This window comes from Serratia sp. 121840015-1, from assembly GCF_053627655.1.
This window is the reverse complement of the sequence record NZ_JBSEYF010000001.1, coordinates 1,448,330-1,469,402: the sequence shown is the minus strand read 5'-3', so window position 1 is coordinate 1,469,402 and position 21,073 is coordinate 1,448,330. Positions and strand designations below refer to the sequence as shown.

General features: G+C 62.2%; 18 protein-coding genes. 8 read left to right on the top strand and 10 right to left on the bottom strand.

What is annotated here, in order from left to right; all coding sequences use genetic code 11:
- Position 1: 1 nt before the first annotated feature.
- Both ACUXAC_RS07055 and ACUXAC_RS07050 read right to left on the bottom strand, forming a co-directional pair.
- Entirely contained in the window at positions 2–1,144 is a 1,143-nt protein-coding gene (locus ACUXAC_RS07055; RefSeq protein ID WP_319856998.1) for an efflux RND transporter periplasmic adaptor subunit, read from the bottom strand.
- Positions 1,145–1,273: 129 nt separating this feature from the next.
- A complete protein-coding gene (locus tag ACUXAC_RS07050; protein WP_319856999.1) occupies positions 1,274–2,788 on the bottom strand; it encodes an MDR family MFS transporter in 1,515 nt (504 codons plus the stop codon).
- 82 nt (positions 2,789–2,870) lie between these two features.
- On the opposite strand from ACUXAC_RS07050, the gene ACUXAC_RS07045 reads away from it, so the two are divergent.
- Positions 2,871–3,539 carry a TetR/AcrR family transcriptional regulator gene (locus ACUXAC_RS07045; protein WP_230201666.1) on the top strand — a complete coding sequence of 223 codons (669 nt, stop codon included), beginning with the start codon at positions 2,871–2,873 and terminating at the stop codon, positions 3,537–3,539.
- A 23-nt stretch (positions 3,540–3,562) separates the two neighbouring features.
- On the opposite strand, the gene ACUXAC_RS07040 is transcribed toward ACUXAC_RS07045, so the two are convergent.
- Positions 3,563–4,699, bottom strand: coding sequence for an agmatine deiminase family protein (locus tag ACUXAC_RS07040; RefSeq protein WP_308342604.1), 1,137 nt, complete (start codon positions 4,697–4,699; stop codon positions 3,563–3,565).
- A 143-nt stretch (positions 4,700–4,842) separates the two neighbouring features.
- On the opposite strand from ACUXAC_RS07040, the gene ACUXAC_RS07035 reads away from it, so the two are divergent.
- On the top strand, positions 4,843–5,706 hold the full coding sequence (locus ACUXAC_RS07035; protein ID WP_169318440.1) for a LysR substrate-binding domain-containing protein: 864 nt from the start codon (positions 4,843–4,845) through the stop codon (positions 5,704–5,706).
- A gap of 161 nt (positions 5,707–5,867) precedes the next feature.
- The gene (ggt, locus tag ACUXAC_RS07030) at positions 5,868–7,541 is read left to right on the top strand and encodes a gamma-glutamyltransferase (protein WP_308342603.1); all 1,674 of its coding nucleotides are present in this window, start codon (positions 5,868–5,870) and stop codon (positions 7,539–7,541) included.
- Positions 7,542–7,579: 38 nt separating this feature from the next.
- Here the strand turns inward: ggt and ACUXAC_RS07025 are convergent, their stop codons facing one another.
- The 3 genes from ACUXAC_RS07025 to ACUXAC_RS07015 form a co-directional block, all read right to left on the bottom strand.
- Entirely contained in the window at positions 7,580–8,350 is a 771-nt protein-coding gene (locus ACUXAC_RS07025; RefSeq protein ID WP_039566063.1) for a DeoR/GlpR family DNA-binding transcription regulator, read from the bottom strand.
- 113 nt (positions 8,351–8,463) lie between these two features.
- Complete coding sequence (locus ACUXAC_RS07020; RefSeq protein WP_087762794.1) at positions 8,464–9,687, bottom strand: FAD-dependent oxidoreductase; 1,224 nt, start codon at positions 9,685–9,687, stop codon at positions 8,464–8,466.
- On the bottom strand, positions 9,677–11,080 hold the full coding sequence (locus tag ACUXAC_RS07015; protein WP_421115026.1) for an NAD(P)/FAD-dependent oxidoreductase: 1,404 nt from the start codon (positions 11,078–11,080) through the stop codon (positions 9,677–9,679). Before ACUXAC_RS07015 ends, ACUXAC_RS07020 begins: the two co-directional genes overlap by 11 nt.
- 256 nt (positions 11,081–11,336) lie before the next feature.
- Here ACUXAC_RS07015 and ACUXAC_RS07010 point away from each other — a divergent pair, with 256 nt between their 5' ends.
- From ACUXAC_RS07010 to ACUXAC_RS07000, 3 genes are all read left to right on the top strand, one after another.
- Positions 11,337–12,797: an FGGY-family carbohydrate kinase gene (locus tag ACUXAC_RS07010; protein ID WP_064291344.1), complete on the top strand. Its 1,461-nt coding sequence runs from the start codon at positions 11,337–11,339 to the stop codon at positions 12,795–12,797.
- Complete coding sequence (gene eutH / locus ACUXAC_RS07005; protein WP_421115025.1) at positions 12,790–14,022, top strand: ethanolamine utilization protein EutH; 1,233 nt, start codon at positions 12,790–12,792, stop codon at positions 14,020–14,022. The genes ACUXAC_RS07010 and eutH overlap by 8 nt, the downstream gene beginning before the upstream one ends.
- Before the next feature lie 99 nt (positions 14,023–14,121).
- Positions 14,122–14,478 carry a DUF1937 family protein gene (locus ACUXAC_RS07000; RefSeq protein ID WP_421115024.1) on the top strand — a complete coding sequence of 119 codons (357 nt, stop codon included), beginning with the start codon at positions 14,122–14,124 and terminating at the stop codon, positions 14,476–14,478.
- 38 nt (positions 14,479–14,516) lie between these two features.
- On the opposite strand, the gene ACUXAC_RS06995 is transcribed toward ACUXAC_RS07000, so the two are convergent.
- Together ACUXAC_RS06995 and ACUXAC_RS06990 are read right to left on the bottom strand one after the other, a co-directional pair.
- On the bottom strand, positions 14,517–16,442 hold the full coding sequence (locus ACUXAC_RS06995) for a DUF3857 domain-containing protein (RefSeq protein ID WP_421115023.1): 1,926 nt from the start codon (positions 16,440–16,442) through the stop codon (positions 14,517–14,519).
- Positions 16,443–16,565: 123 nt separating this feature from the next.
- Entirely contained in the window at positions 16,566–17,135 is a 570-nt protein-coding gene (locus ACUXAC_RS06990; protein WP_047730677.1) for a helix-turn-helix domain-containing protein, read from the bottom strand.
- A gap of 123 nt (positions 17,136–17,258) precedes the next feature.
- Between ACUXAC_RS06990 and ACUXAC_RS06985 the strand changes: the two genes are divergently transcribed.
- Both ACUXAC_RS06985 and ACUXAC_RS06980 read left to right on the top strand, forming a co-directional pair.
- On the top strand, positions 17,259–18,170 hold the full coding sequence (locus ACUXAC_RS06985) for a DMT family transporter (RefSeq protein WP_060418811.1): 912 nt from the start codon (positions 17,259–17,261) through the stop codon (positions 18,168–18,170).
- A 133-nt stretch (positions 18,171–18,303) separates the two neighbouring features.
- Positions 18,304–18,876, top strand: coding sequence for a hypothetical protein (locus ACUXAC_RS06980; protein WP_330112780.1), 573 nt, complete (start codon positions 18,304–18,306; stop codon positions 18,874–18,876).
- Positions 18,877–19,085: 209 nt separating this feature from the next.
- On the opposite strand, the gene ACUXAC_RS06975 is transcribed toward ACUXAC_RS06980, so the two are convergent.
- Positions 19,086–19,691 (bottom strand): nitroreductase family protein, encoded by a 606-nt coding sequence (locus ACUXAC_RS06975; RefSeq protein ID WP_038871554.1) that lies wholly within the window; start codon positions 19,689–19,691, stop codon positions 19,086–19,088.
- A 69-nt stretch (positions 19,692–19,760) separates the two neighbouring features.
- Positions 19,761–21,059, bottom strand: a complete 1,299-nt coding sequence (locus ACUXAC_RS06970; RefSeq protein ID WP_087762791.1) for a c-type cytochrome — start codon at positions 21,057–21,059, stop codon at positions 19,761–19,763.
- Between the last annotated feature and the right edge of the window lie 14 nt (positions 21,060–21,073).

Here is a 21,073-nt window from a genome sequence, read left to right as displayed (position 1 = left end):
ATCACTGCTCCCCGCGTTGGTTTTTGTCGACCGAAACCTCAACCGGCTTCACCGCGGCGCCGATCGTGACCTTGCTGGTGCCTTCGACGATCAGGCGATCGCCTTCGTTCAGCCCGCTGCCGATCAGCCAATTGCTGCCCACCACCCGTTCGGCGCTGACGGTGCGCTGCGCCACTTTGTTCTTTTCGTCCACCACCAACGCGGTGGCTTCCCCTTTGGCGTTGCGGGTTATGCCCTGCTGCGGCGCCAGAATCGCTTTGGGATCGACGCCGTTATCCACCGTGGCGTGGACATACATGCCGGGCAGCAGCTCATGTTCGGGGTTGGGGAACACCGCGCGCAGCGTGACCGAACCGGTGGCTTCGTCCACCGCGACTTCGGTCAGCTCGAGCTTGCCGGCATGGGCATAAGGCGTACCGTCCTCCAGCTTGATGGCGACCGGCGTGACCGCGCCGCGCTGTAACGCCGCCTGCTGGCGCCGCAGTTTAAGCAGCTGGGCGCTGGACTGGGTCAGATCGACATAGATCGGGTCGAGCGCGCGGATGGTGGCTAACGCATCGCTCTGGCTGGCGGTGACCAGCGCGCCCGGCGTCACCGACGAGATGCCGATACGCCCGGCGATCGGCGCCCGCACCTGGGTATAAGCGAGGTTAATGCGCGCCGTCTCCAGCGCCGCCTGATACTGGGCCACCGACGCCACGGCCGCCAGATAGGCGGCTTTGGCATCGTCCGCATCCTGTTGAGAAACGCCGTTCTCTTTCACCAGCGCCGCATAGCGCTGCGATTTGAGCCGGGTGGATTGCACCGTGGCCTGGGCGTTTTTCAGCTGGGCGGCGGCCTGATCGTAGCTGGCCTGATAGCTGGCAGGGTCGATTTGATACAATACCTGCCCGGCCTTGACCTCGGCCCCTTCGGTAAACAGCCGCTGCTTGATAATCCCGTCGACCTGCGGCCGCACGTCGGAGGTCATGGTGGCGTTGACCCGGCCGGTCAGCTCGCTGCTCAGGGTCACTGACTGGCCGCGCAGCGTGACCACGCCGACCTCCTGTTCTGCGCCCGCGCCGGCTGGCGCACCGGCGTTTTGCCCATCGCAGGCGGCCAGCAACAGCGACAGCCCAAGCACCAAAAGCGTTTTCCTCTGCATTGCAATACGATCCTGTTGAGAATGACTATTCTCAATATATCGAATGCCGGAATGCGCTTCTGAAAGGGTTGCGTAAGGATTCGGTAAAAGTTCGTCGGGAAGAACCGGCCGGAGCGGCCGGCGTCGGGATTATTTGTGCCGCAGCGGCACGTCTTTCAAGAGCCAGGTCAGCGCAAAAGCCAACGCCATCACCCCAGCGGCAATTTGATACACCGAATGGATCGCCCCGCCGAAGGCCTGCAGGTAATCCTGCTGCAGCGCCGCCGGCAGATGGTGCACCGCTTCTGCACCGAGCGCGCGCGGCAGCTGCGCGCCTTCCGGCAACAGCGCCGCCAAACGGGTGTGCAGCACCTGCGTGAAAATCGCCCCGAACACCGCTACGCCTATCGAACCGCCGATAGAGCGGAACAGCGTGGCGCTCGAGGTCGCGACCCCCATATGCCGGGGCTCCACGCTGTTCTGCGCCGCCAGGATCATCACTTGCATCACCATGCCCAGCCCCAACCCCAGCAGGCAAATGTACAGGTACAGATGCTGCACCGGCGTGTTATTGGTCAGGGTGCCGAGCAACGTCATCGCCCCTAATGCGCACAGGGTGCCGACGATCGGAAACAGCCGGTATTTACCGCGTTTGCTGATGATCCGGCCGCTGATGATCGAGCTGACCATAATGCCGCCCATCAACGGCAGCAGCTGCATCCCGGCCTGCGATGGCGTCGAGCCTTTCACCACCTGCAGATACAGCGGCAGGAAAGTCACGGAGCCGAACAGCGACATGCCGACGATAAAGCCGATCAGGCCGCACAGCACAAAGGTGCGGTTGCGAAACAGCCCAAGGGGAATGATCGGTTCACCGGCCAGCCGTTCCTCATAGATAAAGCCGCCCAGCGACACCAGGCCAAAGGCCAGAATGCACCACAGCTGGCCGTCCGACCAGGCCATGACCGTGCCGCCCTGGCTGGTGAACAGGATGATGCAGGTGAGCGCCATCGCCAGATAACCGGCGCCGAGGAAGTCGATTTCATGCCGCACTCGATTGACCTGCGACTGAAACACCGCGCCAATCACCAGCAGGGCGAACAGGCCCAGCGGCAGATTGATGTAGAAAATCCAGCGCCAGGAAAAATGCTGCACCAGCAGGCCGCCGATCAGCGGCCCCACCACCGTGGCCAAGCCGAATACCCCGCCGAACAGCCCCTGATAACGGCCGCGTTCCGCCGGCGGGATCACGTCGCCGACCACCGCCAGGGTGACCACCAACAGCCCGCCGCCGCCCAACCCTTGCAGCGCGCGCATCAGAATCAGCTGCGTCATGTTTTGCGCCAGCCCACACAGTACCGACCCAAGCAAAAACAGTACAATAGCGATTTGCAGCACAATCTTGCGGCCGAAGAGATCGCCGAATTTGCCGTACAGCGGCGCTACGATAGTGGAAGACAGCAGATAGGCCGTCACCACCCACGACAGTTTCTCAAGCCCACCAAACTCGCCGACGATGGTCGGCAGCGCGGTGGAGACAATGGTTTGATCCAGCGCCGCCAGCAGCATCACCAGCAGCAACGCGGAAAACAGCAACGTGAGCGAAGGCGCCTTGGCTGGCGCCCCGCCGTGATCGGGCCGGGTTGTCGGGTTTTCAATCTCCATCGGAGTCAGTTCACTTGTAATTAATTAATCACATAATTAATATATGAGTCATCCTTTTCTCCGGTCAATGGATCTCACCGCGATGACAGCACGAAACGTTCAAACTCCCGCCAAGCCTCGCCGCCCCGGCCGGCCGAGCGGCGGCGCCAAAGGGGCGGACAAACGCGAGCATTTGCTTGATACCGCGCTGAACCTGTTTGCCCGCCAGGGGATCGTAGACACCTCGTTGAACGCCATTGCGCGCGAGGCAAACGTCACCCCGGCCATGCTGCACTACTACTTTCATAACCGCGATCAGCTGCTGGACGTACTGATCGAGGAGCGCTTTCTGCCGGTGCGCAAAATGGCCGGCGAGGTGTTCGACGCCAACGCGGACGATCCCGTCACCGCCTTCACCCTGCTGGCGCAACGTTTTATCGACATCGCGTTGGAACACCCCTGGTTCGCCCCGCTGTGGCTGCGGGAGGTCATGAGTGAAAGCGGCGTGCTGAAACAGCGCATGGATGAACGGTTCGGCGATGAGCGCCGCCAAATCGCGCTACAATCCATCACGCGCTGGCAGGCGCAGGGTAAACTCAACCCCGATCTCGAGCCTTCCCTGCTGTTCTTCACGCTGTTCGGCATCACGTTGCTGCCGCTGGCCACCGCGCCGAAATGGCGGCGCGAACGGGATAAAGGCCAGCTGAACGCCGAAGATATCGCCCGCCACGCCGTCGCCCTGCTGCGTTACGGCATCGGCCCGGCGCGTTAGCCACCGAGCGCGAAGCGCCCTATTCAGCGTGACCTGCCATGCACCGGCAGTTGGTTGGTTGCGCAGTGAATGCCGCCGCCGCCGGCCGCGATGGCGTCGATCTCCAGCTGCACCACCTTGCGCTGCGGATAGAGCGCCGTCAGCAGCTCAAGCGCCGCCCGGTCCGCCTGCGGGTCGCCAAACTCCGGGGCGATCACCGCCCCGTTGATGACGAAATAGTTGATGTAGCCCGCCGCAAAATCCGGATTGTTGCGGCTGAATCGGCTGTCGCGCGACGCCAGCGGCGGCGAAAGCGTATGCACCTGCAGCCGGCGGCCGTCAGCGTCGGTCGCCGCCTTGAGGATCGCCAGATGTTGCTGGGTAACCGCATGGTCATAAGAGGCCGGATCGGTGTCCAAATTGGCCACCACCACGCCCGGCCGCACGAAGCGGGCGTAAAAATCGACGTGGGCGTCGGTGATGTCCCGGCCTTTAATACCCGGCAGCCAGATAATTTTGCGCAGGCCGAGCATCGCTTTCAGCTCCTGCTCCACCCGGTCCCGGCTCCAGCCCGGATTACGGTTCGCATTCACCCAGCTGCTTTCGGTCATGATGCCGGTGCCGTGCCCGTCCACTTCGATACCGCCGCCTTCGCCTATCAGTGCGCTGCGGCGCAGTTGGGCGGCACCGTAGCGGTTGGCGGCAAACGCCGCCAGGCGCGCATCCTTGGCATGCCGCTGCTTATTGCCCCAGCCGTTGAAGTTGAAATCCACAGCTCCGAGTTCGCCGGCGCCGTTGACGACGAAATTGGCGCCGAAATCGCGCACCCAGATGTCATCCAGCTCGGTGACGACATAGCTGACGTTGTGACTGCCGCAGGTGGCCTCGGCCAATTGCCGTTCATGCTCGCGGCAAAATACCGTCACCGGCTGAAACTCGGCGATGGCGCGGGCGATACGGCCCTGCGCCGCCTGCACATCCGCCGTGAATTCGCCCCAGATGGCCCGCTGCGCGCCGAAAGCGAGAAATGCCCGCTGCTGCGGTTCCCCTTCTTCAGGCATCCGCCAGGCCGGATTAAGCGCAGCTTCTGCGTGACCGTGTAACGAAACACCCAGCGAGGCCGTCAGACCGACTCCGGCGACGGCGGAAAGCTGTTTAATAAACACGCGGCGAGTTGACATTAAAGACCTCTTTTAATCATTTATAATTCAAAAAGTTAACCGAATAAATCATGGTTATGCGGTTGAATCTTATGCTAGTCTTCCCCTGCCACCGCGACAAACGATATATTTAGTGGATATCTGATTAGACAGGCTTATCGATAATGTTAAAACACTGGCCCCCCTTGAGCGCGCTACGCGGCTTCGAAGCGGCAGCGCGCCTGGGCAGTTTTCATCAGGCTGCCGAAGAGCTGCACCTTACCCAATCGGCCATCAGCCAGCAGATCCGCAGCCTCGAAGCGTTTCTGGAGCAGCCGCTGTTCTTCCGCACCGGTCGCAGCGTGGCGCTGACCGACGCCGGCCACGATCTGTTCAGCACCGCGCAGGTGATGCTGCAACAGCTGGCGGTCGGCATTCGCCGTTTGGATCAGTACCGCAAACCCAATCAGCTGATCGTCAACACCACTCCGGCTTTCGCCCGGCACTGGCTGATGCCGCGGCTGGGCGACTTCAATCGGCAGCATCCGCAGATCGACCTGTGGTTGTTCACCAGCTTTGAACCGCCGAATATGGCGACGGACAGTATCGATCTGGCGATCCGCGACGATCTCAGCGCGCAGGCGGACTGCAGCTTTAACGTGCTCTGCAGCGACCGGCTCTATCCCGCCTGCCACCCCAGCCTGCTGGCGCTGGCGGCGGAGCAGCGCGTGACCCTGCACGGCGAACGGGAGATGGACTGGAGCCACTGGACGGTGGCGGGCGGTGCGCACGTCGGCCAGCGCGATAGCGGGCTGAACTTCTCCGATCCCGGTCTGCTGCTGGACGCCGCCTGCAATGGCCTCGGCATCGCGTTGGTCAGCCAACTGCTGGCGCAGCACGCGCGCGACGCCGGGCTGCTGCAACCGTTAACCGAGCAACGCGTGCGCGGTGCCAACTGGGCGTGGCTGCTGCACCGCGACAGCGAACACAACCCGCTCGCCCGGCACTTCTGCCAATGGCTGCAGTCGGCGTTGCCCGCCGGCGCATAACGCGCCACGTCACGATTCGCTACTCTGGTCAGGCGTCCCCGCCTGACCACTGCTACCTTCAATAAAGCGCCGCAACAGCCCGAAAAAAACGCGCTAACCTGCTGTTTCAAAATAATTAGTTGAATTCACCTGATAACTGAAAATCGCTAAAAGGATCTTCTATGTCTGCCGGTTTATTGAAAACGATAGCTCTGAGCGTGGCCCTGGCCTGCACCGTTCCCACCGCCTTTGCCGCCGATCTGGCCGCCGGCGCGGTCGCCGCCCCGGATCAGTATGGCGCAAAAGTCGCCGCGCACATTCTGCAGGCCGGCGGCAACGCGGTCGACGCGGCGGTCGCCACCGCCTTTACCCTGGCGGTCACCTACCCTGAAGCCGGCAATATCGGCGGCGGCGGCTTTATGACGCTGTATATCGACGGCAAACCCTATTTCCTCGACTACCGCGAAGTGGCCCCCAAGGCCGCCAGCAAAACCCTATACCTGAACGAGAAAGGTGAAGTGATCGAAAATCTCAGCCTGGTGGGCAGCCGCGCCGCCGGCGTGCCGGGCACCGTGCTGGGGCTGTGGGAAGCCCACAAGCGCTTCGGCAAGCTGCCGTGGGCCGAACTGCTGACGCCGGCGATCGGCTACGCCCGGCAAGGTTTCACCGTGGCGGATCAGCAGTATCAGTACCGTGAAGACGCCAACAAGCTGTTCGCCGGTAAAACCAACTTTGGCGACTATTTCGGCGCCATGAAGCCCGGCACGGTGTTCAAACAGCCGGAGCTGGCCGCCACCCTCGAGCGCATCGCCAAGTCGGGCGCCGACGATTTTTATCACGGCGAAACCGCGCGCCTGCTGGTGGCGCAAATGCAGCGCGACAACGGGCTGATCGGCGCGGCGGATTTGGCCGACTATCGGGTGAAATGGCGTGAGCCGATGCGCATCAGCTGGCGCGGCAACACCGTATATACCGCCCCGCTGCCCAGCTCCGGCGGCATTGCGCTGGCGCAGCTGCTGGGGATAAAAGAAGATCGCGCCGCCGACTTCAAGGGCGTGCCGCTGAACTCGGCGCGCTATATCCACCTGCTGGCGGAAATCGAAAAGCGCGTGTTCGCCGATCGCGCCGACTACCTCGGCGACCCGGATTTCACTAAGGTGCCGGAAGCACAGCTGATCGCCCCCGACTACCTGCAAAAACGCGCCGCCGAAATCAACCCGACGGCGATCTCGCCGACCGAACAGGTGCGGCCAGGGCTGGAAGCCCACCAAACCACCCACTTCTCGATCGTTGATGCCGCCGGCAATGCGGTCAGCAACACCTATACGCTCAACTGGGACTTCGGCAGCGGCGTGGTGGTCAAAGGCGCCGGCTTCCTGCTCAACGACGAGATGGACGACTTCAGCGCCAAACCCGGCGTCGCCAATGCCTTCGGCGTGGTGGGTAGCGACGCCAACGCCATCGAGCCGGGAAAGCGCATGCTCTCCTCGATGAGCCCGACCATCATCACCCGCGACGGCGAGGTCAGCCTGGTGATCGGCACGCCGGGCGGATCGCGCATCTTCACGTCGATCTTCCAGGTGATCAACAACCTCTACGATTACCATCTGCCGCTGGCGCAGGCGGTGGCCGCCCAGCGCGTGCACCATCAGCTGTTGCCGAAGGACACCCTGTACTATGACAGCTTTGCGCCGCTGACCGGCAAACCGGCGGAAGAGCTGAAAGCCATGGGCTACACCCTCGAAGATCAGGGCTGGAACATGGGGGACATTCAGGCTATCCGCATCGATGGCCGCACGCCGGAAACCGCGTCCGATCCGCGCGGCCGCGGCGTGGGCCTGGTGGTGAAAAAGTAACGCCCCGGCGGCCCGCCTCCGGTTAAACGGGCCGCCGCTTATACCTGTGCGACCAACACATTGACGTTGGCCGGGAAAACCAACCCCTCCAACGCGTTGCCGCTGTCGGAGGTCACCAGATAATCGATCTCTGGCCATTTGGCCACCAACGTCATCGCATGCCCACGCAGCTTGTTTTCGTCCGCCAATACGATGCATTTGCGGCTTTGCGCAATCATTTTGCGCGCGATGGCCGCCTCATTGACGTTTTGATCCATCACCCCAGTCTGCACATTGACCGCGCCGGCGCCGATGATGGCGTAATCGGCGAAAAACGCCTCGATGTTATTCAGCGCGATCGCCCCCAGGCACTCCATTTTGGAGCCGATGAACTGCCCGCCGATCAGCACCACGTCGATGGAGTCATTTTCCAGACAGACGTTGGCGATCAGCGGCGAATTGGTGATGACCGTCAGCTGATCGACGGTCGCCAACTGGCGGGCGAACTCCAGCGTGGTGGAGCCGAAATCCACGAACACCGTATCGCCCGGCTGGATCAGCGTCACCGCTTTCTCCGCGATGGCGCGCTTCTCGGCCTCGGCGATTTTGGCCCGTTCGTTGAATTCATGCTCGAATTTGAACTGGCTGCTGACCGCTCCGCCGTGGATCTTCTTAATCAGCCGATAATCTTCCAGCTTGTTGAGATCGCGCCGAATGGTTTCCTGCGAAACCTGGAATTTATCCGCCAGCTCATTCACGTAAACCCGGCCGTTGGCCTGGATCAGCGCCAGTATTTCATTGCGCCTATCCACGGAATTAGAGATATCCATTCACATTACACTCGCTGCCTTAAGTAAGAGTGACCGCTTGCGCCGAGACTCGCGGCGTCAACTGACGGAATACTACGGGTTTCAGGGCGTTAGACGCAAGCCGTTGCCGCCGTTCACCCGGCGGATTCGATGCTGATGTGCAGCGCGTCACGCTCGCCGTCGGCCGGCAAAGCGATGTTGCGCAGCAGGATCCGCCGTTCCGGCAGGCAGCGATGCGTTTTGCGATACAGCACTTCCTCGCCCAGCCGCACCACTACCGAACCGGACACCGCCATTTCCACCCGCATATTGATCGTGACCCGGGTGGGTTTGCCGATCAGCGCCACGTTGGCAGGCGCGGTCAGGCGGATCCGCTCGTCGTGTCGCACCGGGAGAATTTGCCGCGCCGGCGGCAGCGTGCGTTGCAGCGAACGGGCAACGGCTTCGCCAACGCGCAGCCCTTCCTGATAACACTGGTCGCCCATGTCCGCCGGATGCAGCATGTTGCCGACGGCGAAATAGGCGGTGTCGGAACAGCGGCCGAACTGATCGGTCAGCGGGCAGCCGCTGCCCGGCCGCTGCGCCAGGTGGCTCTGGCGGATCAGCGTATACTCCCCGGTGAAACGGCCGGTGAAGATCAGGCTGTCGCAGGCGATGCGCTGTTTCTCCCCGCGGCGGTTTTCCACCTCAATGGATTCGACCCGATCGCGGCCGGCAATATCGGTCACCCGCGAAGAGTAATGGATCGGCACTCCCATCAGGCGCGCATAGAGCGCGCTCAGACGCCAGGCGACGGGCCTGTCGCCGTTTTCAATCATGGCGACGGCGCGCACGCCGGCGTTGCGCAGCGTCCACAGCGCGGAGAAACTGACCAACTCGGTGCCGACCACCACCGGCGCCTTGCCCGGCTGCAGCCCGCGCAGATAGACGAACTGCTGCAGCGCGCCGGCGGTCAGCACGCCCTGCGGCCGCAGGCCGCTCACCAGGCGCGGATGGCGCGGCGTTTCTCGCACGCCGGTCGCCAGGATCACCCGCTGCGCTTTCAAGGTGCTGACGCCGCGGCGATCCGTGATGCTCAGCTCGCCGCCCGGCTTGATGGCGAGCACCGTCACGCCGGTGCGGATTTCCACCTGCCCGGCGCGCGCCAGTATCTTATCGACATAGGTGGAGCCGAGCATCGGCCGGTAAAACGTTTGCAACCCGAAGGTGGGGTGCCGACAGTGTCTCGGCACGCCGCCCGCTTCCCGCTCCCGTTCCAGAAGCACCACATCCTCGATCCCCGCCTGCCGCAGCGCGGTCGCCGCCGCGATCCCGGCCGGCCCGGCGCCGACAATCGCCACCTGATACTCAGTTTTCATCAATGCTCCCTACGGCCAGCGTCTGGCCAAAACGATCGCCTACCATTTCCGCCACCCGGCTGCTGCAATAAAAACCGTTGCAGCGCCCCATCATCACGCGCGTGCGGCGCCGCAGCCCGCCGATGCACTCCGGCGGCACAGCGGAATCGAACGCCACCTCGATTTCCCGCTGGGTCACCAGCTCGCAATGGCAAACGATGCCGCCGTTGTCCGGGCGCGCGTAATCGCGCAGCCCGTAGTCGGCGAGCATCGGCATCTGCGGCCAATGCACGGTCTGCGGCGCCGTCGGCGTGAAGCACGGCGTAAAATGGTCGCGGTAAAGCTGCTCCACGTATTGCGCGATGCCGAGCGCCGCCGTCAGGCCGGTGGAGCGAATGCCCGCCACGCAGATCCACTGCCGCTCGGGATAGGGCTGAATGCGGTAGTGTTTCTGTTCGGTCGCCGGGCGCAATCCGGCATAGCTGGCGGTCACGCTGTAATTTGCCAGCGTGGGCAGCAGCCGGGTGCCCTGTTCGATCAGCTCGCGCATTTTGGTTTCGTCCACCGTCGCCGTCTCGCGATCCTGCTGTTCTTCGGCGGTCGGCCCCAGCAACAGATTGCCGAAGATGGTTTTCGACAGCAGCACCCCTTTGGTGATCGCGGTCGGCACCGGCAAGATGATGGCGTTGACCTGCCCGGCGGCGGCCTTGTCGAACACCAGGAACTGCCCTTTGCGCGGGCGGATTTCAAACTCGGGCTGATGGCAGAAACTTTCTACCCGGTCGCCCTGATTGCCGGCGCAGTTGATGACGATTTTGCCGTGAAACTCGCCCCGGTTGCTGGTTAGCCGCCAGCCGGTCGGCAAGCGTTCGGCGCCGGTCACCTCGGTATTGAAGCGATAGTCGCCGCCGTGTTTGACGCCCTGCGTCAGGTAAGCCAGCGGCGTGCTCCAGGGATCGATCACGCTCTCGCCCGGCACCTCTACCGCCGCCAATGCGCCGGGCGCCAGCTGCGGTTCACGGCGATACAGCTCGGCGGCGTCGATCTGCGCCACGTCCGGCACGCCGTTGTCATGTGCCTGCTGCACGATCGCGGGCAGCGCCGCCAACTGCTGCTCGTCCCAGGCCACGACCAGCGCGCCGGTGGGCAGCAGCGGCAGATTCATTCGTTCGCGAATGGCGATAAATTCTCGGTAGCCGGCCTGCATGCAGCGCAGCTCCAGGCTGCCGCTGGGCGCATCGAAGCCGGTATGCAGCAGCGCGCTGTTGGCTTTGCTGGCGCCGGACAGGATATCGCCCCCCTTTTCCAACAGCAGCGTACGGGCGCCCATCAGGCAGAATTTGCGGAATACCGCACACCCGACCACACCGCCGCCAATCACGACAATGTCCCAACCCGTTTGTTCTTCCATCATGCTGATGTCCCGTTTTGATGTGATAACCACAATAAAACCACACAATAACCGCATTTGAAATGACAAAAACAACATAACTCCCAAAAAAAGCCGCAGAATGGGGTGATAAGCAAAAAGTATGAAGTCGATCACGCGGGGTTATTTTATCTTGTGATTTATGTTGCTTTAATGTGTGAAATTGAAGATAGATTATTAAAACAGTCACACAAACAACACCAGGCACAATAAAAAACAAAACCTATAAGAGAGCGAAGCAATGATGAATCAACGTTATGCCGCGATTGATCAGGGAACCACCGGCACCCGGGTCGTGGTGTTCGGCGAAGACGGCAGGCACCATTCGCCGGCCAGCATGCCGCACAAGCAGATCACCCCCAATCCGGGCTGGGTGGAACACGACGCCCTGGAGATTTTGGCGAATATCCGCCGCTGTCTCAGCCAGTGCGACATGGTGGACGCCATCGGTTTAGGGCATCAGGGCGAAAGCCTGCTGGCCTGGGACGCCGACAGCGGCCTGCCGCTGTACAACGCCATCGTTTGGCAAGATCAGCGCACCGAGCCGGAGATCCAGCGCCTGAAACGCGAAGGCGTCGAGCCGCTGGTGATGGCGAAAACCGGTCTGCCGCTCGATACCTACTTCTCCGCCAGCAAGATGGGCTGGCTGATGAACAACGCGCCGGGGGCCAGGCAGCTGGCGCAACGCGGCCGCCTGCGGCTCGGCACCATGGACGCCTTCTTCCTGTTCCACCTGTGCGGCCGGCATCTCACCGACTATAACTCCGCCTCGCGCACCTCGTTGTTCAACATTCATACCCTGCAGTGGGATGAAGAGCTGTGCCGTTTGTTCGGCGTGCCGATCGACAGCCTGCCCGAGGTCAGAGACAACATCGGCCACTTCGGCGACGTCGCGCTCAACGGCAAACCGGTGCCGCTGACGGCCTGCATCGTCGACCAGTTTGCCGGCACATACGGCCACGGCTGCCATCAACCGGGGCAGATGAAGATCACCTTCGGTACCGGCGCCTTTTTACAGGCGATCACCGGGCCGCGCCCGATCGACGCCGGCGAGTCCGGCCTGTTACCCACGCTGTGCTGGAAGCTGCCCGGCAGCGAGCCGGTGTATGGCCTGGACGGCGGCGTTTATAACGCGGCCTCCGCCATTAACTGGGCGAGAAAGATAGGCCTGTTCAACGACTTCGATGAATTCGGCGATTTCCCGGCCCAGCCTGCCATCGCACGCGGCCTGGCCTTTGTGCCCGCGCTTTCCGGGCTGGCCTGCCCGTATTGGGATCGCTCCGCCGCCGGGATGTGGGCCGGCCTGTCGCTGGAAACCGAACGCAAGGATCTGCTGCAGTCGATCCTCGAAGGCATCGCCATGCGTTCCGCCGAGGTGATCAACGCCATGGATAAGTTGAAACCGATCGGCGACAGCATTTCGGTGGACGGCGGCCTGTCCGCCAACCGCTATTTCACGCAGTTCCTCGCCAACCTGATCCAAAAGCGCATCGTTACGCCCGCCAACAAAGAGATCACCGCTCAGGGCGTGGCGCAGTTGGCGCGCAAAGGGCTGGGCGTGGAACAGCCGCTTAAGGTGCTCAACCGCTATGAAGTGACGGAGCCCGCCGAGGTCGATATGGCGGTCTGGTTCGCCCGCTATCAGGAAATCATCGCCCGCTCGCGCGGCTTACGTTCATCGCAGGAGGAACACCATGGCTGAGTTCGGTAATTTCATCATCTATATCATCATGGCCGGCACCCTGATCGGTGCACTGGCGTCGATCGTTAAACCGGAAGGTGAACTGGGGCGCGAGTTCGTCAACGGCATTCACGCCATCGGCCCGGTGTTTCTCGCCCAGGCGGGCATCATGGCGGCGATCCCGATCATTTCTTACCTGATCATGTACAGCATCGGCCCCTTCTTCTCGGCGCTGGGCTCCGACGCCTCGATCGCCGCGCTGGCGGTGATCGCCGTGGACATGGGCGGCTATCAGCTGGCCGACGCCATCGCCGCCAACCGCGACATGTGGATCGTCGCCATGCTGGTGGGTTACACCTCCGGCGCCAGCATCGTGTACCTGATCCCCGTCGGGCTTATCATGCTGAACCGCGACGACCATAAATATCTGGCGCTGGGCGCGATGGCGGGCCTGATCAGCATTCCGTTCGCCGTGCTGATCGCCCTGGTGACCATCACCTTCAACAACCTGCCGGTCAGGGAGATCATTTCCACCACCTCGCCCGCCGCGCACTATCTGCAGCTGGATTTCCTGCAGGCGCTGCGGCTGCTGTCGCCGCTGTTTGCCCTGTGTTTCCTGCTGTCGCTGGGCCTGAAGCTGCGGCCGGCGGCCATGGTGAAAGGGTTCCTGATCTTCGGCAAGGCGGCGGACGCCTTTATCAAACTGGTGTTGGCGCTGTGCATCATCGAGCATTTTACCGGCGTGTTTAAAAAGGTCTTCGGCGGCTGGGTATTCGATCCGTTATTCGCCGACAAAGACGAATTATTCCGCGCTATCGAGATTGCCGGTTACATCGGCATTATGTTGGCGGGCACATTCCCCATCTGTTATTTGTTCCAGCGCTATTGCCGTAAGCCGATGCATTTCATCGGCAGAAAACTCGGCCTGTCGGATACCGGTGCGCTGGGCTTTATTATGGTGCTGGCCAATATCATCGCGGTTTATCACCTGTTCAAAGGTATGCGGGCACGCGATAAGGTGCTGTGCGTCGCCTTCGGTATTTGTGCGCAGGCGACGTTGGGCGATCACCTGGCGTTTACCGCTAACTTCCAACCTTCGCTGGTGCTGCCGATCATGATGGGTAAATTTCTCGGCGGCATGATTGCCGTGCTGATCGCCATCAAGATCTCGGTGCCGGAAGCCGAATTGCTGGAAAAAGAACAGACGCAAAGGCAGTCGACGGCCATCGCCGCCGCCGCTCGCTGAATTTATCCCTGCACCATAAAAAATAAACGGGGCGCCGCCTCACGGGGAAGCTGCGCCCTTTTTTCCCCCACGTTCTAGTTATTGAGAGAGAAAACGGTAATGAGAAAGATATTTTTGGCCTGCCCCTACAGCCACGCCGACGCCAACGTCGTGCAACAGCGCTTTATGGCGTGCAACGACGTCGCCGCCGCTATCGTGCGCGCCGGCAGCGCCGTTTTTAGCCAGGTCAGCATGTCGCATCCGATCAATCTGTGTTTGCAAGAGCTCGACAAAACCGCCATCGGCAAGTTGTGGGCGCCGATCGACGCCCTGTTCATGGCGGCGATGGATGAGTTGATCGTGCTCGATTTGCCGGGTTGGCAAGAGAGCAGCGGCATCAAGCGCGAGATGGACGCTTTCGCCGCGCGCGGCTGCCGCGTCAGCCTGTGGTCCGAGGTCGCGGGCGAGTTCAACTGAGGCGTGCGCCCCGCCGCTTAGCGCGACGGGGCAGCAGCTTATTTTCCGTTGGCCAATTCGCCGTACACCACCTGGCCTCGGAAACCGCGCCGCACCTGCTGGAACAGCTCGCGGAACGCCGGGTAATCCTGCGCCTGGCACAGCGCTTCCTTGCCGCGAATGGCGTTCACTTGCAGCTGATGATTGACGATCACCTGCTGCCCGTCGCGTCGCCACGCCACGCGATAGTCGCCCGCCGCATTGCGGAACTGCCTGTCTTGCGGAATGGCGATGATCGGCACGTTGGCCGGCAGCTGCAGACGGTAGGTTTCGTCGTAGCGCTGCGCGCTGCAGTAGAACGGCGTTTCGTTGTCCGGCGCCGGCGTGGTGGTATACAGCGTGCGAAACGATTTGCCGCCGGGCGGATTCGGCAGGGTCATGCCGCCCACCACGCCGAAATCGACGTAGTCGTCCGCCTTGAAGCGGAAGCGGTAACCGAACTGTTTTTTGAGATCCAGCGGATCGCTGTTCATCGCCACCTCGCCGCTGCCGTCGATGCCGGAGGCGGACATGATCGACGCTTCGGCCTGCGCCCGGTTCTGCCGGTTGATCTGCGAGAAGTAGCCCCGCAGGTCAATCTCTTCCACTTCGCTCAGCCGACGCTCGGTTTGCCCGTGCAGATTGCCCGCTTTGTCGAACACGAAATCGACGCTCAGCGCGCTCTTGACCGGCTGCTCGTCGCTGCCCGGCGTGCGCGCCAGTTTGGCGTCGCGCGTCAGCAGCACCGGTGCCCCCAGGTCGCCTTCCGGCAGTTGCCCGAACCGCGCCCACGGATTGGTGGAGTCCAGGTACAGTTTGAATTCCGGCACGTAGGTGATGGCGTGGTTAAAGCGGCTGAGCAGCGGCACCTTAGGCAGTATCGGGCCTTCGTCCATGCCGATCAGCACCGGCGAGCTTGCAATGCCCTTGGCGGCGAGCAGCGCCTCCAGGATCACCACGTGGTCCTTACAGTCGCCGTAGTGGTTGTCGAGAATGCTCTGCGCCGAATTCGGCTCCAGCCCGCCGTTGCCCAGGTACACCGCCACGTAGCGAATGTTTTGCGCCACCCAGCGATAGAGGGCCTCCGCCTGCTCGCGCCGATCGCTGATGCCGGCGGTGATGTTGTCCGCCAGCGCCTGAATGCCCGGCGTCACCTGCGCCGCCGCGCCGGCCTTCAGCTGGTAGGCCTTGGCCAGCTGCGGCCACTCGCGGTAGGTGCTGGCCATGATGGTCGGGCTGAAGGTCCAGCTGTCCGCCGCCCAGTTTTGTGATTTCATCGGCGTGCTGCGCGAATAATGCCAGCGCCAGTGCGCCTGCCCGTCGCGGATCTGCGGCTGGTCCCCGCCTTCCACGCCGCGCGTGAAGATATGCATCGGCAGCCTGGCCGGCGCCTGCAGGGTCACTTCGGCGTCGTCGAACTGATCGAAAACGCTGAACGTCTCCCACAGGCCGAAATAGTCGGGGAAATACGGGGTGTTTTGCGTGCGGCGCAGCTCATACACCACGCGCGATCCCGGCGCCAGGTTGGAGAACACGATGACGCGCACTTTGCGGTCGGCATACAGCGGCGCCGTGGCGCTGGAGTAGCTTTCCTGGGTATAGATGCGATCGGGCGCCACGTCGTGGCGCTGGCCGTCGGCGGTCAGCGTGTAGGCGGCGACCACCTCCAGCGTTTCCATTTTTTCGCTGTAGCTCAGGCGGATCTGGCTGAATTTCTCGACCGCCGCCTTGGTCTTCAGCAGTATTTCGTAGCTTTCCGTTTTCACGTTGGTGGCGTTGGCGTTGACGCGGTAATCCGCGCGATAGCGTACGAAGCTGAAATCGTTGTTGGCCGTGTCGTTCTGGCCCTGATCCGCCGCGGCGGGCGGTGCAACGGCCAACACGGTGGCCGGGTGCGTTGCCGTCAAACCGGCGAATAACAGCAGGGAAGGAATAGCGATTTTCATCTTCGGTCCTTGAAGGGCAATAAACGGCGACGCCGGGCTACGCGCCCGTCCCGGCGTCAAAACAGGCGGGCACACTAATATAATTGAGAATCATTTTCAATAAACGGACCTTCAACGCCGGAGCTACCCCTGTTCGATCAGCATCACGGCGGTGGTCTCCGGCTCCAGCGCCTCGAAAACGTGCTCGCGATCGGCGGAGTAGCTGATGTAATCGCCGGCGCTCAGCTCCAGCGGCTGGTCCGCCGGCCCGAGGCGCGCCCGCCCGCTGCTGATGATCACATGCTCGACGGTGCCGGGGGGATGCGGCCGGGAAAGTTTGGCTTCGCCGGGCTGCACCCGCAGCCGGTAAATGTCGCGCTGCGCCCCCGGCGGGCAGGTGGCCAGCAGCGTGGCGGCGTAGTTGCCCTGCTCCGACAGCGCCGGCGTACCTTCATGGGCGCGGATCACTTGCACCTGCCTGCTCGGCTGTGAAATCAGCCGGCTGACCGGCACGTCCAGCGCCATCGCCAGCGCCCACAGCGTTTCCAGGCTGGGATTGCCGCTGCCGGCTTCCAGCTGCGACAGCGTGGATTTGGCGATGCCCGCTCGCTTCGCCAGTTCGGTCACCGACAGGTTCAACCGCTCCCGCTCGCGGCGGATTGCCGCCGACAGCAGGCCGATAGGCGTGATGTTCTGCATCCGATCGTCACTCATTGTTCGCTATGCCATCCATTTGTTCGGCTTGACGAACACTCGTGTTCATCATAATGTTCGATTGTTCATTTTAATGATTAAGCCGCTTCACCACAAGTACGGCCAGGCAACGAAGGAAACAACATGAAAACGAAAACGCGCGGTGCAGTGCAAATGATCCTCGCCATGACCATCTCCGGCACCGTGGGGTGGCCGGTGCTCGTTTTGGGGCAGCCGCCTGCGACGGTGGTGTTTTGGCGCTGCGCGTTCGGCGCGCTGGCCATGCTGGCGACCTGCGCCGCACTCGGTCAGTTGAAACAAGGCGCGATCAACCGCCGCCAGCTGGCCTTCGCCATTCTGGGGGGGATCGCCCTGGTGCTCAACTGGACGCTGCTGTTTGCCGCCTATCAGCATGCTTCGATCGCTGTCGCCACCGTCACCTACCACGTTCAGCCGTTCATGTTGGTGGCGCTGGGGGCGCTGCTGTTCGGCGAAAAACTGACGGCCGATCGGCTGGGCTGGCTTCTGCTGGCGTTCGCGGGGATGGTGTTGATCGTCGCCGGCCGGCAAAACGGCGGCAGCGGCGATGGCTACCTGCTCGGCGTGGCGCTGGCGCTGGGCGCAGCCCTGATGTACGCCATTGCGGCGGCGATCGTCAAACAGCTGGCCGCGCTGCCGCCGCAGCTGATCGTGTTGATTCAGCTGACCGTCGGCGCGTTGGCGCTGGCGCCGTTCGCCGGCCTGGCTACGCCGCCTGCGGCCCCCCTCGACTGGCTGCTGCTGGCGACCCTCGGCCTGGTGCATACCGGTTTGATGTCCACGTTGCTATATGGCGCCATTCAGAAGATCCCCACGGCCCTGGTCGGCGCCCTGTCGTTCATCTACCCGGCGGTGGCGATCGTGGTGGACTGGGCGGTGTTCGGCCACCGCCTCAGCCTGCTGCAGCTGCTGGGCACGCTGGCGATCCTGGGCGCCGCGGCGGGCATGATGTTTTATAAACGCCATTCAATCTCAACAGCAGCCGAGCCTGCCGTCGTGAGACAGAAAAATAAATGAGCATAAACGAATGTCGAAGGCGTTTTATGTCTAACCTTATTATCGATGCCGCCACTCAGCCTATTTAATCCATTCTAATTATTAAGCATGAAAATAATTAGAATATTTACCTTGCGTGTGGAGAAATATCAATATGAGCAATACCGGTGAGACATTAATCAATGCCATCGTCAGCAATAATTCTCTGATGGCAATAAATAATTGCCCTGGCGTTCCCGCCCAAATGAGCCGGGCCGTTTATGGCAAAACGCAGGACGATAGCGGGGCCGGAACCACGATCGAAAATAACCGTGACATGCAAAAGAATATCAATATCGCGCTGGGGTTCTCTGGGGCGAACTCGGAAACCGCCGTTTGGCATTTCATGATTGGCCCGCCCGTCCACCATTTTGTGGTGATCCCCTGGTACCAGCATACGGCGCCGCACGGACGGGTCTACACCGTATTTATGGCCTACGAGAACCGGTATTCGGTTGGCGGCTATGTTCAGCATACGCCGCCGGCGCCTTCTGCGGTGAAAGGCTACCGTACCGTCTGGAGCGTGACCGACCTGGGGCAGATGTTTAGCGATTTGTTGACCAGCGCCACGGCGTGGCAAACCTATTTCGGTGCGGTGGGCGCAGCGCAGGCCAATAGAATAACCTATTGGAAATATAAGGTAACGTCTTTAGATTCCGCCGTGGCCAACGTCAATAAATACCGCTAATCCCATCCGGCGGGCAAGCTATGCACAATAAGGCATTCGTCTTGCGCCCGGCGCGGTGCTATTTATTTAAACCGTGTAGGGTAGAAGGAGTGTTCTATGTGGCATCACCGCCTGCAACGGCGCATCCGTTTCAGCTACTGGAACGAACTGTGCGTCGCAAAAAAATAAGGGAAGGCGCAAGCCTTCCCTTTTGTCATTCACCGTTCAGATCAGAAACGGTCGGTTTTTACCACGTCGTCGAACGGCAGTTTGCCGATGCGCGGATAAGGTTGCCCCGCCGCCTTACCGATGGCGACCATCAGCGCGATCTGATAGTGCGCCGGTTTGTTGATGATTTCGCCCACGGCGTCGAAATCAAACCCGTCCATCGGGCAAGAGTCGTAGCCCTGCGCCTTGGCCGCCAGCATCAGCGTCTGGGCGAAGATCCCGCTGCTGCGCATCACTTCGTCGCGCTGCACCTGTGGCTTACCGCGATAATACTGATCGACGGCCGGGATCATGAACTGCTGTACCGGTTCCGCCGCCTCGGCCCAAACGTTTTTTACCTGTGACTCCCAGCTCGACAGATCGCCGCACAGCACGACCAGCATCGATGCGTCGGTCACCTGCGCCTGCCCCCACGCCGCCTCGCGAATTTTCTCGCGCTGAGCGCGATCTTCGATCAGCAGCGGGCGCCAGTGCTGCAGGTTAAAAGCGCTGGGTGCGCCCTGCAGCGCGATAGTCAGCAACGCTTTTTTCTCTTCGAGCGTCATCACGTGCTGCGTATCGAACTGCTTGGTGGCGCGGCGCTGGCGGATTGCGTCTAACGTATTCATTTTACTGCCTCTGTCCATGTGAAAGGCCCTATTGTCGCCAACGCGGCGCGCCTGTCCAGCCCTCGGCGGCTATTTCTGCGCGGTTTCGGCGCGCAGGCGGCCGACCTGCGCCGCCAGATCGGGCCACGGCGCCTGACCGGCGTAGTGCTGCCGCAGGTAGTTGAGCAGGATGGCGATCTGCACGTCATCCAGGTTATGGCGGAAGCCCGGCATATAGCCCAGTTCGGCGTTCGCCGGCCGCTGTATGCCATCCAGCACCACGCGAATGGCGTTGTCCGGCGCCTCGGCAAACAGGTTGGTGTTCAGCGCCAGAGACGGCCGCACTCCTGCCATCTGCGCGCCTTTTTCCTGCGCATGGCAAGCCATGCAGGCGCCGGAAAACAGCCGCGCGCCTTGCGAGCTCAGGGGCTCCACCTGCCGTTCCGCCTGAGCATTCAACGCGGCCGCCGTCGCGCTCGCCGCCGTTTCAGGATGATAGCTGCGCAGATAGACGGCGATCGCCTGCAGATCGGCCTGCGGCAAGCGGGACAACCCTTCTTCGATCACCGGCGCCATCGGGCCGGCGGCCACGCCGTGGTTGGCCGAGTAGCCGGTACGCATAAAATCGACCAGATCCTGCTGCGTCCAATCGAGCGGCGCAGGCGAGCGGCCGGTCAACGCCGGCGCCGTCCAGCCTTCCGCCACGCCGCCGGCCAGGTGGTCGCTACCGGTTTTCTCGCCGAACAGCACGTTGCGCGGCGAGTGGCAGGCGCTACAGTGCCCCAGCCCTTCGGCCAGATAAGCGCCGCGGTTCCAGGCGGCGCTTTGGGCCGGGTCTTCCTGCATCGCGCCCGGCGTCAGGAACAGCAGGTTCCAGGCGAAGATGCCCTGGCGGATATTGAACGGAAAGTGCAGCTCGGTGGCCGGCGGCCGGGAGTTGACCGGCGGTTGCGACATCAGGTAGGCGTACAGCGCCTGCAGATCGTCGTCGCGGGTGCGGGTAAAAGCGGTATAGGGAAACGCCGGGTAAAGGTAGCGGCCCTGGCGATCGACGCCGTGGCGCATGGCACGTTCAAACGCCGCGTAGCTCCAGCTGCCGATGCCGGTTTCCACGTCCGGCGTGATGTTGGTGGTGTAAATGGTGCCGAAGGGGATCTCCATCGCTAACCCGCCGGCGTTGCGCTCACCGCCCGAACGGGTGTGGCACACCGCGCAATCGCCGAGATCGGCCAGCGTTTTGCCGCGCGCGATCTGCGCCTCGCTGAAACTGTGCGTCGCATCGGCGGCGAGCGGCGCGATTTCCGGTTGCCAGCTGGCGACAACGCCGGCCACCACAACGGCGATCGCCGTGAAGCCACCCCACCCGACGATTTTTTTCATCTTACTCATCTTTGCTGTCCTTG

Coding starts and splice junctions, on each gene's coding strand:
- ACUXAC_RS07055 (WP_319856998.1), bottom strand. CDS start 1,144: ATGCAGAGGAAAACGCTTTTGGTGCTTGGGCTGTCGCTGTTGCTGGCC.
- ACUXAC_RS07050 (WP_319856999.1), bottom strand. CDS start 2,788: ATGGAGATTGAAAACCCGACAACCCGGCCCGATCACGGCGGGGCGCCA.
- ACUXAC_RS07045 (WP_230201666.1), top strand. CDS start 2,871: ATGACAGCACGAAACGTTCAAACTCCCGCCAAGCCTCGCCGCCCCGGC.
- ACUXAC_RS07040 (WP_308342604.1), bottom strand. CDS start 4,699: ATGTCAACTCGCCGCGTGTTTATTAAACAGCTTTCCGCCGTCGCCGGA.
- ACUXAC_RS07035 (WP_169318440.1), top strand. CDS start 4,843: ATGTTAAAACACTGGCCCCCCTTGAGCGCGCTACGCGGCTTCGAAGCG.
- ggt (WP_308342603.1), top strand. CDS start 5,868: ATGTCTGCCGGTTTATTGAAAACGATAGCTCTGAGCGTGGCCCTGGCC.
- ACUXAC_RS07025 (WP_039566063.1), bottom strand. CDS start 8,350: ATGGATATCTCTAATTCCGTGGATAGGCGCAATGAAATACTGGCGCTG.
- ACUXAC_RS07020 (WP_087762794.1), bottom strand. CDS start 9,687: ATGAAAACTGAGTATCAGGTGGCGATTGTCGGCGCCGGGCCGGCCGGG.
- ACUXAC_RS07015 (WP_421115026.1), bottom strand. CDS start 11,080: ATGATGGAAGAACAAACGGGTTGGGACATTGTCGTGATTGGCGGCGGT.
- ACUXAC_RS07010 (WP_064291344.1), top strand. CDS start 11,337: ATGATGAATCAACGTTATGCCGCGATTGATCAGGGAACCACCGGCACC.
- eutH (WP_421115025.1), top strand. CDS start 12,790: ATGGCTGAGTTCGGTAATTTCATCATCTATATCATCATGGCCGGCACC.
- ACUXAC_RS07000 (WP_421115024.1), top strand. CDS start 14,122: ATGAGAAAGATATTTTTGGCCTGCCCCTACAGCCACGCCGACGCCAAC.
- ACUXAC_RS06995 (WP_421115023.1), bottom strand. CDS start 16,442: ATGAAAATCGCTATTCCTTCCCTGCTGTTATTCGCCGGTTTGACGGCA.
- ACUXAC_RS06990 (WP_047730677.1), bottom strand. CDS start 17,135: ATGAGTGACGATCGGATGCAGAACATCACGCCTATCGGCCTGCTGTCG.
- ACUXAC_RS06985 (WP_060418811.1), top strand. CDS start 17,259: ATGAAAACGAAAACGCGCGGTGCAGTGCAAATGATCCTCGCCATGACC.
- ACUXAC_RS06980 (WP_330112780.1), top strand. CDS start 18,304: ATGAGCAATACCGGTGAGACATTAATCAATGCCATCGTCAGCAATAAT.
- ACUXAC_RS06975 (WP_038871554.1), bottom strand. CDS start 19,691: ATGAATACGTTAGACGCAATCCGCCAGCGCCGCGCCACCAAGCAGTTC.
- ACUXAC_RS06970 (WP_087762791.1), bottom strand. CDS start 21,059: ATGAGTAAGATGAAAAAAATCGTCGGGTGGGGTGGCTTCACGGCGATC.